Below are 16608 nucleotides of genomic sequence, written 5' to 3' on the forward strand. Positions count from 1 at the left end.
TTTCCTCCTAATATTTTGTTATTGTTTGATGATATCGGTGATGGTGTAGGAACGTGTATCGAAGCGACTGCGAGCAGTGGAGTACTCGAAAGGAGTCCCATTCGTCAGATAAACGACTTGTTCCACTTCAAGAATCGGCGTATGTTGATCGCATGCCAATTCTTGCCAATCCAGTTCATTAGAGCGATCAGCGTGGATTTTTCGGTAAGCACCACCGATTTTTAGCCCTAAGGTGTCGCGGATGTGGTCATAGATGGAATGATGGATAATATCTTCAGTCAAGTCCTTGACCAATCCGGCTACAAAGTAGGTGTTTTCAAGGATATAAGGTTTGTCGTCAATAATCCTCAGGCGTTGCAGGTGGTAGACAGGCTGATTGTCCTCCAGCATCAACAAGGATTTTATATTTTCGGAAGGGAACAGGATATCAAAGAGGATGATTTTGCTCTTTACCGTTTTATTCGGAAACTGTTTGGATAAGCCTGCATATTCATCTGCTTTGGAATCTCCGCTATTCCAGAGAGCGCTCTTGATGACAAAAGTGCCGACACCCCGTTTGCGGAAAATCAGGCCTTCCATTGCGATCATGTCGATGGCTTTCTTTAAGGTCATCCGGCTGACGCCAAATTCTTCCGCCAAAGCGATCTGGTCCGGGAGCATTTCATCTTCCGCGTATTCGCCATCAGCGATGCGGCGCCGCAATTCATCCGCTATTTCTTCATATTTTTTCATTACAGTCTATCCTCCCGGAAATTACACGATTTCAATCCCCATTATACCGTAATGGCTAGACTTGAAACAAGCTAACCTTTACATTTGGCTGATTAAGGAAAGGCAAATGGCCCGAAGCAGGTTGCCTCGGGCCATTTGCTAGGAAAGAACAGAGAATGCAGTTTCCGGATTGAATCAGCTTAGTTTTTTGATTGCGCGCCTTGCAAGGAAGTGCGGTCAGATGCCTGCGTGTCTTCCTCGAAAGTAAGTGCCAAATTCGCTTTATCGACAACCTTCAGGAATGGATACCACATCACTCCGACGATTACGAAGTCGATCAGTTGCAGCACGCCGCCCATAACGGAGTTGGTGGCCATCATACCGCTGAAGAACAACGGAACAGTCCACGGAACCGTTACACCAGTTGGAGTAGGGAACAAACCGGATGCCATTGATAAGTAGTTTACGGTCGTTACGATTAAAGGTGTCAAAATCCAAGGGATAGCGATGGATGCGTTCAATACAATCGGTAATCCGAAGATGACAGGTTCGTTAACGTTGAACAAGCCAGGTCCGATCGCCAAACGACCGATATCCTTCATTTGACGGCTCTTCATGACGAATGCCATCAAGATGACTACCATCAACGTCATACCGGAACCACCCAGACCGACTGTGAATGTTTCCATGAATGGCTTTGTGATGATGTGCGGCAGTGCTTCGCCAGCTTTAAAAGCATCCAAGTTTTCCAAAGCCAAGGTGTTCCAGATCGGATCCATGACGGAGTTGACGATGATTTGGCCATGTAAGCCGAAGAACCAAAGGATTTGCACGAAGAACAGGGAAACCAAAGTAGCAGGCAAGCTGCTTCCCAATCCGACAAGCGGTTTTTGGATGACTGTGTAGATGACATCATGCAAGTTTGTTGTAAAAACGCCAGAAACCAATGCATTAAGCATCAGGAAAATGGTAAGTGTAGAAATTGCCGGAATCAGGGCACCGAATGAGCGGGCAACAGCATCAGGAACACCTTCAGGCATTTTGATGACGATTCCTTTTTTGGTGATTCGCACATAAATCTCAGCTGCGATGAAGGCAGCCAACATGCCGATGAACATTCCTTTAGCGCCTAGGCGATCCAAGGAAAGGGCGCCGCTGACTTCAGCACCGTCTGCTGTTGTAAAGTTGAAGGGTGTCAAAATCAAGTAAGAAGATAATGAAACAGCTCCTCCGAAGATGCCATCTTCATCATAAGAACGGGTCAGGTAATACCCGATACCGAACGTGATGAAAATCGTCATGATGGACATAGTCGCGTTTTGCCCGTTTCCGAACAGACCGCCCAAAGTCCCTTTCAGATCATCGCTCCAGAACGGCAGGTTGTTCAATACAACGACGATTGAACCGAACATCGTCAGTGGGAAAGAAAGCATAAAAGCGTCACGCAATACTGCTAAGTATCTGTTTGAGCCGAGCTTGCCGGCAAGGGGAGTCAATTTTTCGGCTAAATTATCAATAAAATTATTCATTGGTCATTTTCCTCTCTTAGAAAACTTATGCGTCAAAACCATTTTTGTCTGAAACCTGTTTAAACCAGTAACCACTTTTCTTGATTGTGCGTTTTCCTTCTTCCGCCAGATCGACCGCAATGAAGCCGTAGCGGTTTTTGTAGGCGTTTGTCCAGGACCAGTTATCCATGCACGTCCACATATGGTAACCTTTCACGTTGCAACCCTCCTGCAACGCTTGATGGACATATTTCAGATGATCTTGGACAAATTCGATACGGTAATCATCTTCGATCATGCCATCCGCGTTGATGAAGCGCTCTTCGCCTTCCACACCCATCCCGTTTTCGGAAATGTAGCAGGGCAGGTTTCCGTAGTTGTCACGGACGTTGATCAGGCAATCATAAATGCCTTTTTCGTAGATTTCCCAGCCACGGTATGGATTCATTTTGCGTTCCGGCCAGATGTAATTGTCGAAGTAATCATCCGGCATCGGGTTGTCGGACAAGCGTTCCGTGCTTTCTTTTTTCATGATGCGTCTTGGCTGATAGTAATTGATCCCCAGAATGTCGATGGTATTATGTTTGATGAGTTCTAATTCCGATTGCGTATATTCCGGTAGGTAATCCAATTCCTTCAGCAGCGAAACCAAATCTTCGGGGAAGGTGCCTTTGATGGCAGGGTCCAAGAAGGAACGGTTGAAGAAGGCATCAGCGAGACGGGCTGCCTTGACGTCTTCAGGATCATTCTCATTGCGCGGGTAACTAGGCGTCAGATTGAGGATGATGCCGATTTGCCCGTCAAGGTTCATTTCATGATAAATTTTGATGGCTTTTGCGCTTGACAACGTTTCGTGATAAGCGACTTGAGCGGCTTTTTTCATATCCACGACACTAGGGTAGTGGAATTGGTAGAGATAGCCGCCTTCGACCGGAACAATCGGTTCATTGTGGGTGAACCATTTTTTTACGCGGTCGCCGAACAGTTCGAAGCAGATGCGCGCGTAATCCGCATAGGCATCCACGACTTCTTTGCTTTCCCAGCCTCCTTTCTGTTGTAATGACAACGGCATATCAAAGTGATAAAGATTCATGAAAGGTTCGATGCCGTTGGCCAATAGCTCGTCGATGTAGCTATTGTAAAACGCCACCGCCTCAGGATTCACTGCGCCGATCCCATCCGGAATCAGACGGCTCCATTGAATGGAGGTTCGGTACGTAGTGTGTCCCGTTTTTTTCATGAGTGCTATATCTTCTTTGTAGCGATTGTATACGTAGGATGTGTCTTCAGGACCGACTTGATTGAAGAACAGCTCTGGGTTCTGTTTGTACCAATGATCCCAGATGCTGTCTCCTTTGCCGTCTCCGGCAACCGTGCCCTCTGTCTGCGGTCCGCTTGCTGCCGAGCCCCACCAAAAACCTGCAGGAAATTCGTATTTCATCTAAACAACTCCATTTCTATGTCTATACATAACTTCAAAAAGAATTATACAAAACAAAAAAAGAAAATGCAATCGATTTCAAAGAAAAATATATATTTTTATTATTTCTCAATTATTTCCGCTTTTTAGCGAGAATTCGCAACGAAATTATGGTATAAAAAGAACAAACAGGTTTGGAGGCGATAGGTGATGAAAATTGGAGTCATCGGGTTAGGTAACATTGCACAAAAGGCGTATCTCCCGGTCATGGTCGAGATGCAGGATGAGGTGGAATGGCATCTGTGCTCGCGAAACAGAGAGAAGCTGGAAGCCGTAGGAAAAAAATTTGGCTTCCAGCATTTGTATACCTCGATCGAGGAATGGTTGGACAGCGGAATCGAGGCTGCCTTTGTGCACGTAGCTACCGTTGCCCATGCGGAAATCATCCGCAAGTTGCTGGAGCGCGGCATTTCGGTCTATGTGGACAAGCCCATCAGTGATGATCTGGAAGAAACAAAGCAATTGATTGAGTTGGCGGACGCTAAGGGCTTGCTCCTTACAGCTGGCTTCAACCGCCGTTTTGCTCCGATGGTGGAACGGTTGAAAGGGATTCCTGACAAAAAGATGATCCTTATTCAGAAGGATCGCGTGAAGAACGTGGAACCCGTCCGCTTCGCCGTCTACGATTTGTTCATCCATATCGCGGATACCGCTTTGTATTTGTTGGATGATGAGGTGGTGTCGGTGCAATCGCATCTGGTCGAAAACGAAGGGGAGTTGAAACGGCTATGGCTGATGCTCGAAACGAAGAGCGCCACTTGTTTCGTTTCGATGAACTATGAAGCGGGAGCCAATCAGGAAGTCATGGAAGTCCAAAGTCCGGAGGGGATCGCGCGCGTCCTGAATTTGACCGATATGACCATCCAACAAAAAAATGGCAAGCAGCAAATTGCTTTCGGCGATTGGGAAGGGACGCTCCGCAAAAGAGGATTCGAGCCATTGATCGATTCGTTTGTCGCGGGCGTAAAGGAACATACCAACCCAGTCTCCACAGAATCAAGCTATCTGAGCCATTCGTTGTGCGAGAAAATTCTCGCCGACAACGGATTCGGAAACAAGCCAAACGGATAGAATGTTTTTTTGTAGGTACAAATTATGTTTATTTGTTAATTTGTTCGTACATATCTGGTATAATGTAAATCAGCAAGGCCTAGGATCATCAAAAGGAGGTGAAGGATGACAAAAGATATGACTGCCGGCAGTCCTGCGAAGCTGCTTGTGCTGTTCTCGGTTCCGATGCTGATTGGGAATATCTTCCAACAACTGTACAGCTTAGCGGACACAATCATCATCGGCAGAACATTGGGAGTGGACGGACTGGCGGCCATCGGATCGGTAGGCGGGGTGCTCTTTTTTATCCATGGATTTGGGATCGGGGTCACTTCGGGTTTAGGGATCGTCATCGCGCAGCGTTTTGGTACGAAAAATGAGGAGCGGATCCGGAAGAGTATCACGATAAGCGTCTGGATAACGCTCATCATGACTGTCCTCATAACCCTCCTGAGTGTTTTGTTCGCTGAAGATATCCTGCTGTACATGGATACGCCGGCTGAAATAAGCAAGGAAGCCGAAGCCTACTTTTTGACATTGATGTGGGGTTCGGTGGCGATCATGGTGTTCAATTTGTTGAGTAACATCCTGCGCTCGCTGGGCGACAGCAAACTGCCCCTGGTCATCCTGATGATTTCTTCCCTATTGAATGTGGTTTTGGATTATGTGTTCATTGTCTGGTTTTCTATGGGGGTCGCAGGAGCGGCGCTGGCGACTGTTGCGTCGCAATTGTTCGCCAGTTTTCTCTGTTTCGTATACATAAGTAAGAAAATGGCGATCCTGCGTTTCTCCAGAGAAGATTGGCACATGCAGCCTACGGATTTCTCGTTGCCGTTGAAAATTTCGCTCCCGATCGGTCTGCAAGCCTCCATCATTTCGATCGGTTTGATTGTATTGCAGAAAAGTCTGAATGGTTTTGGCCCGGAAGCTGTCGGTGGATACGCCATCGCCCAAAAATTGGACATCATGGTAACATTGCCGATAGCTTCCATCGGTATCGCTATGGCCACTTTCGCAGCCCAAAACTATGGAGCCGGTTTGTACTCGCGGATTTGGGCGGGCGCCCGCATCAGTTTGCTGCTGTCTTTTGTCTACAGCATTCTGTTGGGAGGAGCGCTTTTGTTCTTCGGGACGGATCTCATCCGGTCGTTGTTCAATCAGAATGATCCGGCCGTATTGGCGTATGCGCATACGTATTTTGTTGCCACGGCCAGCTTCTATCTTGTATTGACGACGTTGATCATCTTGCGGTATACGCTGCAAGGAGTTGGGGAAAACGCTGCGCCTACCTTTGGTGGTGTAATGGAGATGGTCGCTCGCGTCCTCGTTCCGTTGGGATTTTCCGGTCTGCTGGGCTACCAGGCTGTCGCCTTTGCCAATCCCGTTGCTTGGGTGGGGGCTGCCGTACCCATGATGTACGCTTATCGTCAGTTGAAAAGAAAATTGACATTATTGGAAGAGAAAAGATGCAAGGAAGCCGAGGGTGAGCGATTGGTTGAATTGTCGGATTGATAATCCATTATTGATGCATATCTAAGTTAATAAACCGATATAAACCGATTCGGAATATGCTATAATAAGATTAAATCATGATTGTAAAAGTTGGTTGCCCCTCGAACGGAATAGTTTAGGGTAAGCCGGCATGGTTCAGGTTGTGTGTTCGTTTAGGAGTTCAATACTAGATTCACTATCTTGAGGAGGAAAAAAATGTTTGATCAAATTGATGAGTTAGCAGTTAATGCAGTACGTACACTTAGCATAGACGCCGTACAGAAGGCCAATTCAGGGCATCCTGGTTTGCCGATGGGAGCCGCTCCGATGGCCTACGCGCTTTGGACAAAACATTTGAAAGTCAACCCTAAGAACAGTTTATGGGCAGACCGTGACCGTTTCGTATTATCAGCTGGACATGGGTCATCCATGTTGTACAGCTTGCTGCACTTATCCGGCTTCAATGTGAGCCTGGACGACGTGAAGAACTTCCGCCAATTCGGCAGCAAAACACCTGGACACCCGGAAGTGCATGATACGGACGGCGTGGAAGCGACAACCGGTCCATTGGGACAAGGGATCGCGAATGCAGTCGGTTTCGCAATGGCGGAAGCGCACTTGGCGGCTACTTACAACAAAGAAAACTTCCCGGTTGTGGATCACTACACCTACTTCCTGAACGGCGACGGCGATCTGATGGAAGGCATCTCCCATGAAGCAGCCAGCTTAGCCGGCCACCTGAAATTGGGCAAACTGATCGGTTTGTATGACTCCAATGATATCTCCTTGGATGGACCGACTTCGAAATCATTCACTGAAGATGTAGCTGCCCGTTTTGAAGCCTACGGTTGGCAACATATCCTGGTCAAGGACGGCAATGATCTGGAAGCCATCTCCAAAGCCATCGAAGAAGCGAAAGCTGAAACCGAAAAACCGACTTTGATTGAAATCAAAACCATCATCGGCTTTGGTGCTCCTGACGCAGGAACGCATAAAGTGCATGGTGCTCCTCTTGGAGCGGAAGGCGTTACATTTGCTAAAGCGGCTTACGGCTGTGCGGATGAAGCTTTCTGCGTACCGGCTGAAGTGACAACCCGTTTCGACGAAACAATGGTTGCAGAAGGCCAAGAGGCTGAAGCCGCATGGACAGCAATGTTCAACGACTACAAAGCAGCTTATCCGGAATTGGCGCAACAATTCGAAGCTGCCATCGACGGTAAATTACCTGAAGGCTGGCAAGACAAACTGCCGACTTATGAAGTGGGCAGCGCAGCCAAAGCTAGCCGTGTGACCAGTGCTGAAGCGATCCAAGCATTGGGTGAAGCTGTACCTTATTTCTGGGGTGGTTCTGCGGACTTATCGTCTTCAAACAACACAATGATCAAATCGGCAAGTGACTTTGAGCCGGGCAACTATGCCGGCCGCAACATCTGGTACGGTGTGCGCGAATTCGCGATGGCCGCTATCATGAACGGCATCGTGCTGCATGGCGGAACCAGAACGTATGTAGGGACATTCTTCGTCTTCACGGATTACCTACGTCCAGCAATGCGTTTGGCTGCCATCTCGCACTTGCCTGGCACGTACGTGATGACGCATGACTCAATCGCGGTCGGCGAAGACGGCCCGACGCATGAGCCAGTGGAACACTTGTCCAGCTACCGTGGCATGCCGAACTTGACGGTTCTGCGTCCGGCCGACGGCAACGAAGTCAGTGCTGCTTGGGAAATCGCCGTGTCTTCAGCGGACAAACCAACGATGTTGGTGCTGACGCGCCAAAACTTGCCTGTTTTGGAAGGCACAAAAGAAATGGCCCGCGAAGGCGTGAAGAAGGGGGCATATGTGCTTTCTCCGCAACAAGGCGAAACACCTGCCGGCATTCTGATCGCAACCGGTTCGGAAGTGAGCATGGCTGTGGAAGCGCAGCAACAATTGCGTGAAGCTGGAGTGGACGTCTCTGTTGTCTCCATGCCGAGTTTCGATCTGTTCGAAGCCCAGGATGCTGCCTACAAAGAGCAAGTCTTGCCTGGTGCAGTCCGCAACCGTATGTCCATCGAGATGGGCGCTACCTTCGGTTGGGAACGTTATGTCGGCCTGGATGGCCTTGCTTACGGCATCGATACTTACGGCGCAAGCGGCAATGGCAACGTCGTAATGGCGGAATATGGCTTCACTACTGAAAAAGTGGTTGCAGCCTATCAAGCAAAATTCACAAAATAGACTTCAATTTTAGGAATCAAAAAGCTGCGACCCACTCCGGGAGGAGTGGGTCGCAGCTTTTTTGTTGAGCATAAAGGAATTTATAAAATGTTTTATGCATCAAAAATGATGGCTAGCTTCACGGGTAAGCCCTTCGGAAAGGACAAAGGAACCCCTTGTCTCTACGAGCCAAGGATACTATTCGACTAACCTGCTGACGCAGGAAGTCTCTCAGCATATTGCGCTCTACGATGCTCAGTCGGCACGATTTCCTAAATTGTCATGACTCTTGCGATTTCAATCGCTTAGAGGCATGATACACTTGACCGTTTAGGTCACAGTGTTTCCTTAGCAAGGGTTGAACGAACCCGTTCCGCTTTTCTATCAGGAATAGTAGGCTTTGAAGTTGATGTCCTGGTCATGATTTCCGAATTTTTTGCCGAATAGGGTCACGCCTCCGACGTTTTCAGCATCCGGCTTCACTTCGATGCGGATCTCCCATGTTTCAGCTGTCTTATTCAGGTCAGCGATACTGACTTGGGAAAGAGGGTCTCCATCCATATAAGTACCATGATGGGTTACCCTTAATGTTTTCAACAAACCGTATTGGTTCAAATTCGAAGGCCACCAGGATGGATTCAGCTTCCCGCGCGTGTCCGCGAAATCGCCTGGGCTCGTCCATGTGCCCAATTCTGTTCCGTTCAAGGTGAATGTGATGTCGGACGGCCAAACATCATTCGAAAAAGGGAATTCCGAACTGATTTCCATGCTGATGTCGATTTGCTCCAGCGTGTCGTCAGGCGTCAGGAAGTTGGGGGTTTTGTATTCCACATAGCCTGCAGTGAACCAAAGGATGCTGGCGTCCATTCGCCCGGAGTCCATGAAGTATTTCGGTTCATCGACATTTCCGATGAAATCTTTGGAGTCAGCTAAGCCGCAGGTCGGAGTGACGTGATAATCCGTGTAGTGCCCGATTGGAATGGCGGTATCAAAGGTTTCGAAGGAGTGGTAGATTTTCTTCGGAAAATGGATGTCGATATGATCGACTTTCAGGATGGATACCTTTTGGAGACCGGATATGCCGGGAATCCTTTCCGTTTTGATGATACCAACGGCTTCAAGTTTTTTGATGTGTTTTGAAATGATGGCGCTGCTTAGATTCAGTTCAAGCGCGAGATCTTTCACATTCATTTTTTGTTTGGATAATAATTGGATGATCTTTAAGCGTATATCGCTAGCCAATGCCTCATATACAGCCAAAGATGATTCGGATATGTCCAATTGCATAAGCTCACCTCATTTTTCATTTTTGTTAATGATATTGTATATCACTGTATGTGATAAATATAAAAGTTTATCACTAGTCTGTCAATAGGTTGGCTTACATTACTCCATAAGTTAACTAAAAATGATTTTTGTCTATTATAGCGACAAAAAGGCTGGCTAAGAAGCCTGCTGTGGCAGCGAAAACGAACAAGGTTAACAAATGTGTTTATCAAGTTAAGCATTTTTTTGTTAAAACAACAAAAATAATGTTGACAACGTTTGCATAGTTCGATATTATTACCTCATAAGTTAATTTTATTAACCTTAGTGAATGAAAAGGTTAACTAAGTTGGTGAGGAGGACAAATGGAAGCGAAATTATCAATCAACAGGCAGAGTACCATCAGCAAGATAGATAAGCGTTTGTATGGTTCGTTCATAGAACACTTAGGAAGGGCTGTCTATGATGGCATTTACGAACCGGAACACAAAAATGCCGATGCAGAGGGCTTTCGGAAAGATGTCAAAGCGGTAGTGGCGGAACTGAATGTACCGCTTATCCGTTATCCAGGAGGGAATTTTGTTTCAGGATATAAGTGGGAGGATGGGATCGGGCCAAAAGAGACGCGTCCCAAAAAATTGGATTTGGCGTGGCGCTCTCTGGAGACGAACCAGGTAGGCATTCACGAATTCGCCAAGTGGGCAAAAGAAGTCAATGCTGAAGTGAACATGGCAGTCAATCTAGGAACACGCGGCATCCAGGAAGCTGTGGAATGCTTGGAATACTGCAACTTTGAAGGTGGAACCCACTGGAGCGACCTGCGCAAACAGAACGGATCAGCGGAACCTTTCGGGATCAAGACTTGGTCGCTCGGCAATGAAATGGATGGGCCTTGGCAAATCGGTCATAAGACCGCTGAAGAATACGGACGCTTGGCGGCAGAGACGGCTAAAGCGATGAAGTTGGTCGATGGCAGCATCGAATTGGTCGTTTGTGGAAGTTCGACCAGCAAAATGCCGACTTTCGGTGACTGGGAACGGATCGTTCTGGAGCATACCTACGATTATGTCGACTATCTTTCATTGCATTGCTATTATGGAAATAAGGAAAATGACATTGGCAATTATCTGGCACAATCTTTGGATATGGACCGCTTCATCAAGACAGTCGTTTCCATCTGCGATTTCGTGAAGGTCAAAAAAGGCAGCGACAAACAGATCAATCTGTCGTTTGACGAGTGGAACGTATGGTATCACTCCAATGATCAGGATAAGGAATTGGAACCATGGCAAGTCGCGCCGCCTTTATTGGAGGATATCTATAATTTCGAGGATGCCTTGATGGTGGGGTGCTTGTTGATTACGTTGTTGAAAAATGCCGATCGCGTCAAGATTGCTTGTCTGGCCCAATTGGTTAATGTCATTGCACCGATCATGACTGAAAAGAACGGAGACACCTGGAAACAAACCATCTTCTATCCGTTCATGCAAGTATCCAATTATGGAAGAGGCGTGGTGCTGACTCCGCATGTCGAGTCGGAAACATACGCTTCGAAGGATTTTGCCGAAGTGCCGTATATCGAAACGATCGCAGTCCACAACGATGAGACGGATGAACTGGTGATTTTTGCGGTGAACCGATCAGAAGATACGGACATCGCCTTCACCTTCGAAGAAGAAGGGTTCGGGTTGGAAAGCATCTCCGAAGCGACGGAGATGGCTGGGTATGATAAAAGCGACACAAATGCAAGGGATCATGATTTGGTCAAATTGAAAGACAAGTCGGATGTTGAACTGAAGGATGGAAAGTTTTCCACTGTTTTGAAACCGTTATCTTGGAATGTCATCAGAATAAAAACAAAATAAAATTGGAGGCATTAAAATGAAAAATGCACACAGAAAGTTTTTATCAGCAGCGACTTTGGCAGGCATCACCTTATTGGCAGGTTGCGGGAACGCAAATACGATCACATTCTGGAACCCGTTGACCGGGGACGATGGTGCCTACATGGATGCGTTGGTTGCCGAGTACAATGAGACAGACCCTGAATTCCCCGTTGAGAGCGTCATCACAGCGGATATGTACACCAAAATTTACACAGTCATGAACTCCGGCAAAGACATTCCGGATTTAACCTTGATTCACGCGGACCGGGTTCCCCAATTCGCTGACCTGGATATGTTGGAGCCTGTCGAAGGGTTGATGGCAACGAATACCGATCTGAAAGCGGACAACTACCTTGAAGTAGCCTGGAATGCAGGCAATTATGAAGGAACGCAATACACGGTTCCGTTGGATATCCACGGGAATGCGATGTATTACAACACCGATCTGTTGGATAAATATGACGCAAACACTTTCCTGGATGATGATGTGGTGACGATCGAAGAAATCCTGTCGTTGGATGGGAAACTGGACGAAGGACAGTATGCCATCAACAATGCCTTGATTGAATGGGTTGCATTGGCGAACGTCGTCAACGTTGGTGGGGATATTTCCGATGAGGCAGGCAATCCTACCATCAATACGGATGCGATGAAAACGGTAGTCGAACAATTGAAATCGGTAGCGGACGCAGGCTTGATGTCCCCTTACGGAGAAGATGGTTATGCGATGTTCCAATCGGGAGACGTGTTGTTCTCTACTGACGGAACCTGGACATCCACAGCACACGGGTCTGTTGAAGGGTTGAACTTCGGAGTGACCAACATTTATTCCGTGACGCCTGACAAATTCACAAACAGATCTTCTGCCCACTTATTCTCGTTGTTGAACAACGAAGACAGAACCGACGAAAAAGAACAAGGGGTTGCAGACTTCTTGAGCTGGATGCGCGAAAACTCGATCGATTGGGCTGGTGCCGGTCAAATCGTGGCAAGTAAAGAAGTGTTCGAGAGCGAAGAATATCAACAGTATCCACAATCCTTCTTCACAAGCTCAGATGTCGAAAAAGAAGCTTCCTATATCTTCGAGTACAAATATTACAGCTATGTCGAATCGGCTCTGGCTACTGTTTTATCTGATATGATCTACGGCAACATCACAATCGATGAAGGTCTGGATCAAGCTCAAAAAACAGTCGAAGATCTGATTGCCGAAAACGCAAGCTGATCATCCAACCGCAATGGAGTGACAAGGAAGTAATTCAAAAATTCATACGGCATTCTTAATCGGAATCGCTGTATGGATTTTTTTGAAAGGAAGATAATATGCAAACATCTGAAGCTGTATCCACCAAAGTGAACGTTAAAGACAACAAGAAAAAAAACTTTAAATTTCTGTATTTCATAGGTCCCCACTTGATTCTGTTCTTTGTATTCGTGCTGTTGCCGATCATATACGGTATTTATTCTTCATTCACACAGTGGAACCTTATTTCCGACCAGACTTGGGTAGGCTTAAACAACTACAAAACGATTTTGTTGGACCAGGAGTCGACGTTCTATTTTCAATTCCGGAATGGTCTGAAAAACACTTTGCTCTTTGTGCTCTACACGATCCCTTTCCAAATTCTGTTCCCGCTGATGATCGCAACCGTCATGCAGCATAAAGGACTGAAATTCAAAGGCTTGTTCCAAGCCATCTTTTATGTTCCAGGACTCGTTTCCGCCTCGGCAGGCGCCTTGATTTGGCTATTGATCTTTAATCCGAGATTGGGGCCCATGAACAACTTGGTCGCTTCGGATGTCGTTTGGACAGCCCAGCAACCGTATGCCTGGATCGTCATCTTCGTGATGTCGATGTGGGGTGCGATCGGCGGAAACCTGATCATTTATCGTTCCGCTATGGCGGGCGTATCGGAGGACCTTTACGAAGCCGCTGAAATTGACGGTGCGGGCTCGTTCCGAAAATTCATCAGTATCACATTGCCTTCCATCCGGTTCCCGCTGTTCTATACATTCGTCATGTCCACTGCGGGTGCCTTCAATGTCTACGTTCAACCACTGATGGCAACGAATGGGGGACCTAATCAGTCCACAACTGTCTTGATGATGTACATCCGCAACCTGGCATTCGGCTCGGGCGAGTCGGTTGCGGGTATGGCTTCCGCAATGGCAGTCCTGTTGGGTCTGGTCATTCTGGCAGTCTCTGCCTTGCAATTCTATGTCATGACGAAAAGATCGAAGGGGTGAAAAAGATGAGAAAAAACAATGTTTCAAAATATTTGGCTTATGCCTTCCTGATTCTGTTGGCGCTTGTCTGGTTGTTCCCGGCTCTTTTCGGGCTGTTCACATCCTTCAAATCCCAAGGTGACATCATGGAAGTGGGCTTCCGGATGTTCCCTGCCAACTGGATCGTCACCAATTACCTGAAATTGCTGCAGAATACATCGAGCGCGCCAATCATCACGTGGTTCTTCAATTCATTGTTCGTTTCGACCACGCATGCTTTGTTGGTTGTGGTAGTCGTCTCCTTGGCTGCATTCGGCTACACAAGGGTCAATTTCAAAGGCCGCGATGCTTTGTTCTATGGCGTGCTTGCCATCTCGATGTTCCCTTCCGCCGTGAATATCATTCCTTCCTATAAGATAGTGGATTCCTTGGGTTGGGTGAACACGTACTTGGCAGTCATCATCCCGGGTTTGGGAGGCGTCGGAAATGTGTTTCTGGTCCGCCAATTCATGCAGAACATTCCGGCAGAATACGATGAGTCCGCAAGAATGGATGGCGCTTCGGATTTCGTGATCTATAAAAACATCATCCTTCCTTTAGTGAAGCCTGTCCTGATTGTTGCGGGAATGTTCTCGTTCGTCGGCTCATGGAATGACTTCCTGTGGCCAACCATCGTTTTGAGCGATGTCAAAAAAATGACGATCACAGCTGGTCTGCAATTGTTGCAGGACTTGTACGGCAACTATGTGATGATCGGGCAACTGATGTCGGCTGCAGTTATCGCCATGATCCCAACAGTGCTGTTGTTCGTATTTGCACAGAAGTATTTCATTGATTCATTAAATCTAAATGTAGGCATTAAGTAACGGGGTGTTAATAGATGAAAAGGACTTTGGAAAGAAACCTATTAAGAGGCGGTGCCATCTGGAATCTCATCAATGGGATGGTCACGATACTGGGATATGCAACCTGGATCAAAACATCCGGAATCGGTGCGCTGTCTTCCGGGATGTCATCCGATATCAATTTCGACGGTTCTTTGATCGACTCCGTCTACACCATTGCAGTCGGGTACGGCATTCTGCAGTTGATCATCGGTGTATTCAATATCATTATTGTGCGCCGTCTCCGGAATAATCAAATACAGAAAAGGGTAGTTGTTTGGCTGGTGGGATTGCTCCTCTTCTCGATCAGCACAATGGATGTCATCGGCATCATCATCTACTCGGTGCTGTTCGTCATCTATCAATCGCGCAATAAAGCGATCCGATTGGCAAACCAAATGTCCCTTTGATTTCATAATGAAGAGAAAAGTCGAGGTTGTGATTGTGCGGAATAAAATACTGTTTAGTCTGTCGGCTGTGGCATTATTGGCCGGCTGCGGGGAAGAAGCAAAAAATGCGACAGCGGTACCGAACCAGGAGGTCAGCCTGAATCAAAATTTCAAGGAAGCTTCCGTCCATGACCCGTCGATCATTTTTGCGGAGGAGCAATACTATGTCATCGGGTCCCATCTGGCATTCGCGAAGAGTCCGGACTTGATGAATTGGGATCAATTGGCTACGAGTGTTTCGACAAGCGAGTTGTTCGAGGACGTCACCGTTTCGTTGGCGGAAAGTTTCGATTATGCCAGAACGGATACGCTCTGGGCAAGCGACATAACCCAACTGAAGGACGGGAAATACTATCTTTATTATTGTTTCTGTGAAGGCAGCAGCCCGCAGTCGACGCTGGGAGTGGCAGTGTCGGATTCAATCGAAGGCCCCTACGAGGACAAAGGCATCTTTTTGACATCGGGCACCGAGAGCGTTACCGGTGCGGCGTTCGATGCGACGGAAGAGCCGAACGTCATTGATCCGCACGTTTTTTACGACGAGGAAGAAAGGCTGTGGATGGTATATGGATCCTACTCGGGAGGTATTTTTATACTTGAGATGGACTCCGCAACCGGGTTTCCGAAAGAAAATCAAGGCTATGGCAAAAAATTGCTGGGCGGCAACCACAGCAGGATTGAAGCCCCCTATATTTTATACAACAAAGACACCGAGTATTATTACCTGTTCCTGTCCTTTGGCGGCTTGGACGCAAGCGGCGGCTACAACATAAGGGTCGCGCGATCGAAGAATCCCGATGGGCCGTATGAGGACGCAAGCGGCAATGCGATGATGGAAGCCAAAGGTGAAGAAGGCAGCTTCTTCGATGATAAGGCGATAGAAGACTACGGAACCAAGCTTATCGGTAATTTTGAGATCACGAATGAACAGGATATCCCGGTCGGCGGCTATGTGTCGCCTGGGCATAATTCAGCCTACTACGATGAAGTTGAGGACAAGTACTACATCATTTTCCACGCACGCTTTCCAAACAAGGGCGAGCATAATGAAGTGCGGGTGCATCAATTGTTCTTTAATTCGGATGGGTGGCCGGTGATTGCGCCGATGAGATATGCCGGGGAGTCCCTAGATACTTTGGAAACAGCGGATATAGCAGGGGATTACCGCTTCTACAAAATGGACAATGCAATCGATGCCGACTATGAAGAGGAACTCGCGCTGACGTTGACCGCTACGCACCTTGTCTACGGTCAAGGCAGCGGTTACTGGAAAGGGTCGGAATTGCCGAACGAATCCAGTTTGGTCGTGAATTTCACCGAATACAATGGCTACTTCATCAGACAATGGGATGAAGTGAACGGCGTCGAAACGACGACTTTTTCAGGCCTATCCGCTGAAGGGGAAGCCCTGTTCGGCATCAAAAAAATAGAAGATTAGAGTAAAGAATAAAGAGGTGG

General features: G+C 47.3%; 13 protein-coding genes. 9 read left to right on the forward strand and 4 right to left on the reverse strand.

The features are described 5' to 3' along the window. Positions 1–18: 18 nt before the first annotated feature. The 3 genes from ACKPBX_RS09670 to ACKPBX_RS09680 all read right to left on the reverse strand — a co-directional run bounded on the left by ACKPBX_RS09670 (position 19) and on the right by ACKPBX_RS09680 (position 3660). Positions 19–732 carry a GntR family transcriptional regulator gene (locus ACKPBX_RS09670; RefSeq protein ID WP_086629755.1) on the reverse strand — a complete coding sequence of 238 codons (714 nt, stop codon included), beginning with the start codon at positions 730–732 and terminating at the stop codon, positions 19–21. Between the two features lie 179 nt (positions 733–911). Then, the gene (celB, locus tag ACKPBX_RS09675; protein ID WP_086629756.1) at positions 912–2240 is read right to left on the reverse strand and encodes a PTS cellobiose transporter subunit IIC; all 1329 of its coding nucleotides are present in this window, start codon (positions 2238–2240) and stop codon (positions 912–914) included. Between the two features lie 25 nt (positions 2241–2265). After that, on the reverse strand, positions 2266–3660 hold the full coding sequence (locus ACKPBX_RS09680) for a 6-phospho-beta-glucosidase GmuD (RefSeq protein ID WP_068561631.1): 1395 nt from the start codon (positions 3658–3660) through the stop codon (positions 2266–2268). A 189-nt stretch (positions 3661–3849) separates the two neighbouring features. On the opposite strand from ACKPBX_RS09680, the gene ACKPBX_RS09685 reads away from it, so the two are divergent. The 3 genes from ACKPBX_RS09685 (at position 3850) to tkt (ending at position 8460) form a co-directional block, all read left to right on the forward strand. Continuing rightward, a complete protein-coding gene (locus tag ACKPBX_RS09685; RefSeq protein WP_174565829.1) occupies positions 3850–4770 on the forward strand; it encodes a Gfo/Idh/MocA family protein in 921 nt (306 codons plus the stop codon). Between the two features lie 105 nt (positions 4771–4875). Then, a complete protein-coding gene (locus tag ACKPBX_RS09690) occupies positions 4876–6261 on the forward strand; it encodes an MATE family efflux transporter (protein WP_319995248.1) in 1386 nt (461 codons plus the stop codon). A 195-nt stretch (positions 6262–6456) separates the two neighbouring features. Continuing rightward, the gene (gene tkt / locus ACKPBX_RS09695) at positions 6457–8460 is read left to right on the forward strand and encodes a transketolase (RefSeq protein ID WP_319995249.1); all 2004 of its coding nucleotides are present in this window, start codon (positions 6457–6459) and stop codon (positions 8458–8460) included. A gap of 363 nt (positions 8461–8823) precedes the next feature. Here tkt and ACKPBX_RS09700 read toward each other — a convergent pair whose 3' ends face one another. Next, the gene (locus ACKPBX_RS09700) at positions 8824–9726 is read right to left on the reverse strand and encodes an ArsR/SmtB family transcription factor (protein ID WP_086629761.1); all 903 of its coding nucleotides are present in this window, start codon (positions 9724–9726) and stop codon (positions 8824–8826) included. A gap of 344 nt (positions 9727–10070) precedes the next feature. On the opposite strand from ACKPBX_RS09700, the gene arfA reads away from it, so the two are divergent. The 6 genes from arfA (at position 10071) to ACKPBX_RS09730 (ending at position 16588) form a co-directional block, all read left to right on the forward strand. Next, positions 10071–11570, forward strand: a complete 1500-nt coding sequence (arfA, locus tag ACKPBX_RS09705; protein WP_319995250.1) for an arabinosylfuranosidase ArfA — start codon at positions 10071–10073, stop codon at positions 11568–11570. A 16-nt stretch (positions 11571–11586) separates the two neighbouring features. Continuing rightward, positions 11587–12816, forward strand: a complete 1230-nt coding sequence (locus ACKPBX_RS09710) for an extracellular solute-binding protein (RefSeq protein ID WP_319995251.1) — start codon at positions 11587–11589, stop codon at positions 12814–12816. Between the two features lie 98 nt (positions 12817–12914). Further along, positions 12915–13838 (forward strand): carbohydrate ABC transporter permease, encoded by a 924-nt coding sequence (locus tag ACKPBX_RS09715; protein WP_086629764.1) that lies wholly within the window; start codon positions 12915–12917, stop codon positions 13836–13838. 5 nt (positions 13839–13843) lie between these two features. Continuing rightward, entirely contained in the window at positions 13844–14683 is an 840-nt protein-coding gene (locus tag ACKPBX_RS09720; RefSeq protein WP_086629765.1) for a carbohydrate ABC transporter permease, read from the forward strand. Between the two features lie 14 nt (positions 14684–14697). Beyond that, on the forward strand, positions 14698–15111 hold the full coding sequence (locus ACKPBX_RS09725; protein WP_319995252.1) for a hypothetical protein: 414 nt from the start codon (positions 14698–14700) through the stop codon (positions 15109–15111). Between the two features lie 34 nt (positions 15112–15145). Continuing rightward, positions 15146–16588 carry a glycoside hydrolase family 43 protein gene (locus ACKPBX_RS09730; RefSeq protein ID WP_319995253.1) on the forward strand — a complete coding sequence of 481 codons (1443 nt, stop codon included), beginning with the start codon at positions 15146–15148 and terminating at the stop codon, positions 16586–16588. Positions 16589–16608 lie beyond the last annotated feature (20 nt).

The sequence above is a fragment of the Trichococcus shcherbakoviae genome, from assembly GCF_963666195.1.
Lineage (GTDB): Bacteria > Bacillota > Bacilli > Lactobacillales > Aerococcaceae > Trichococcus > Trichococcus shcherbakoviae.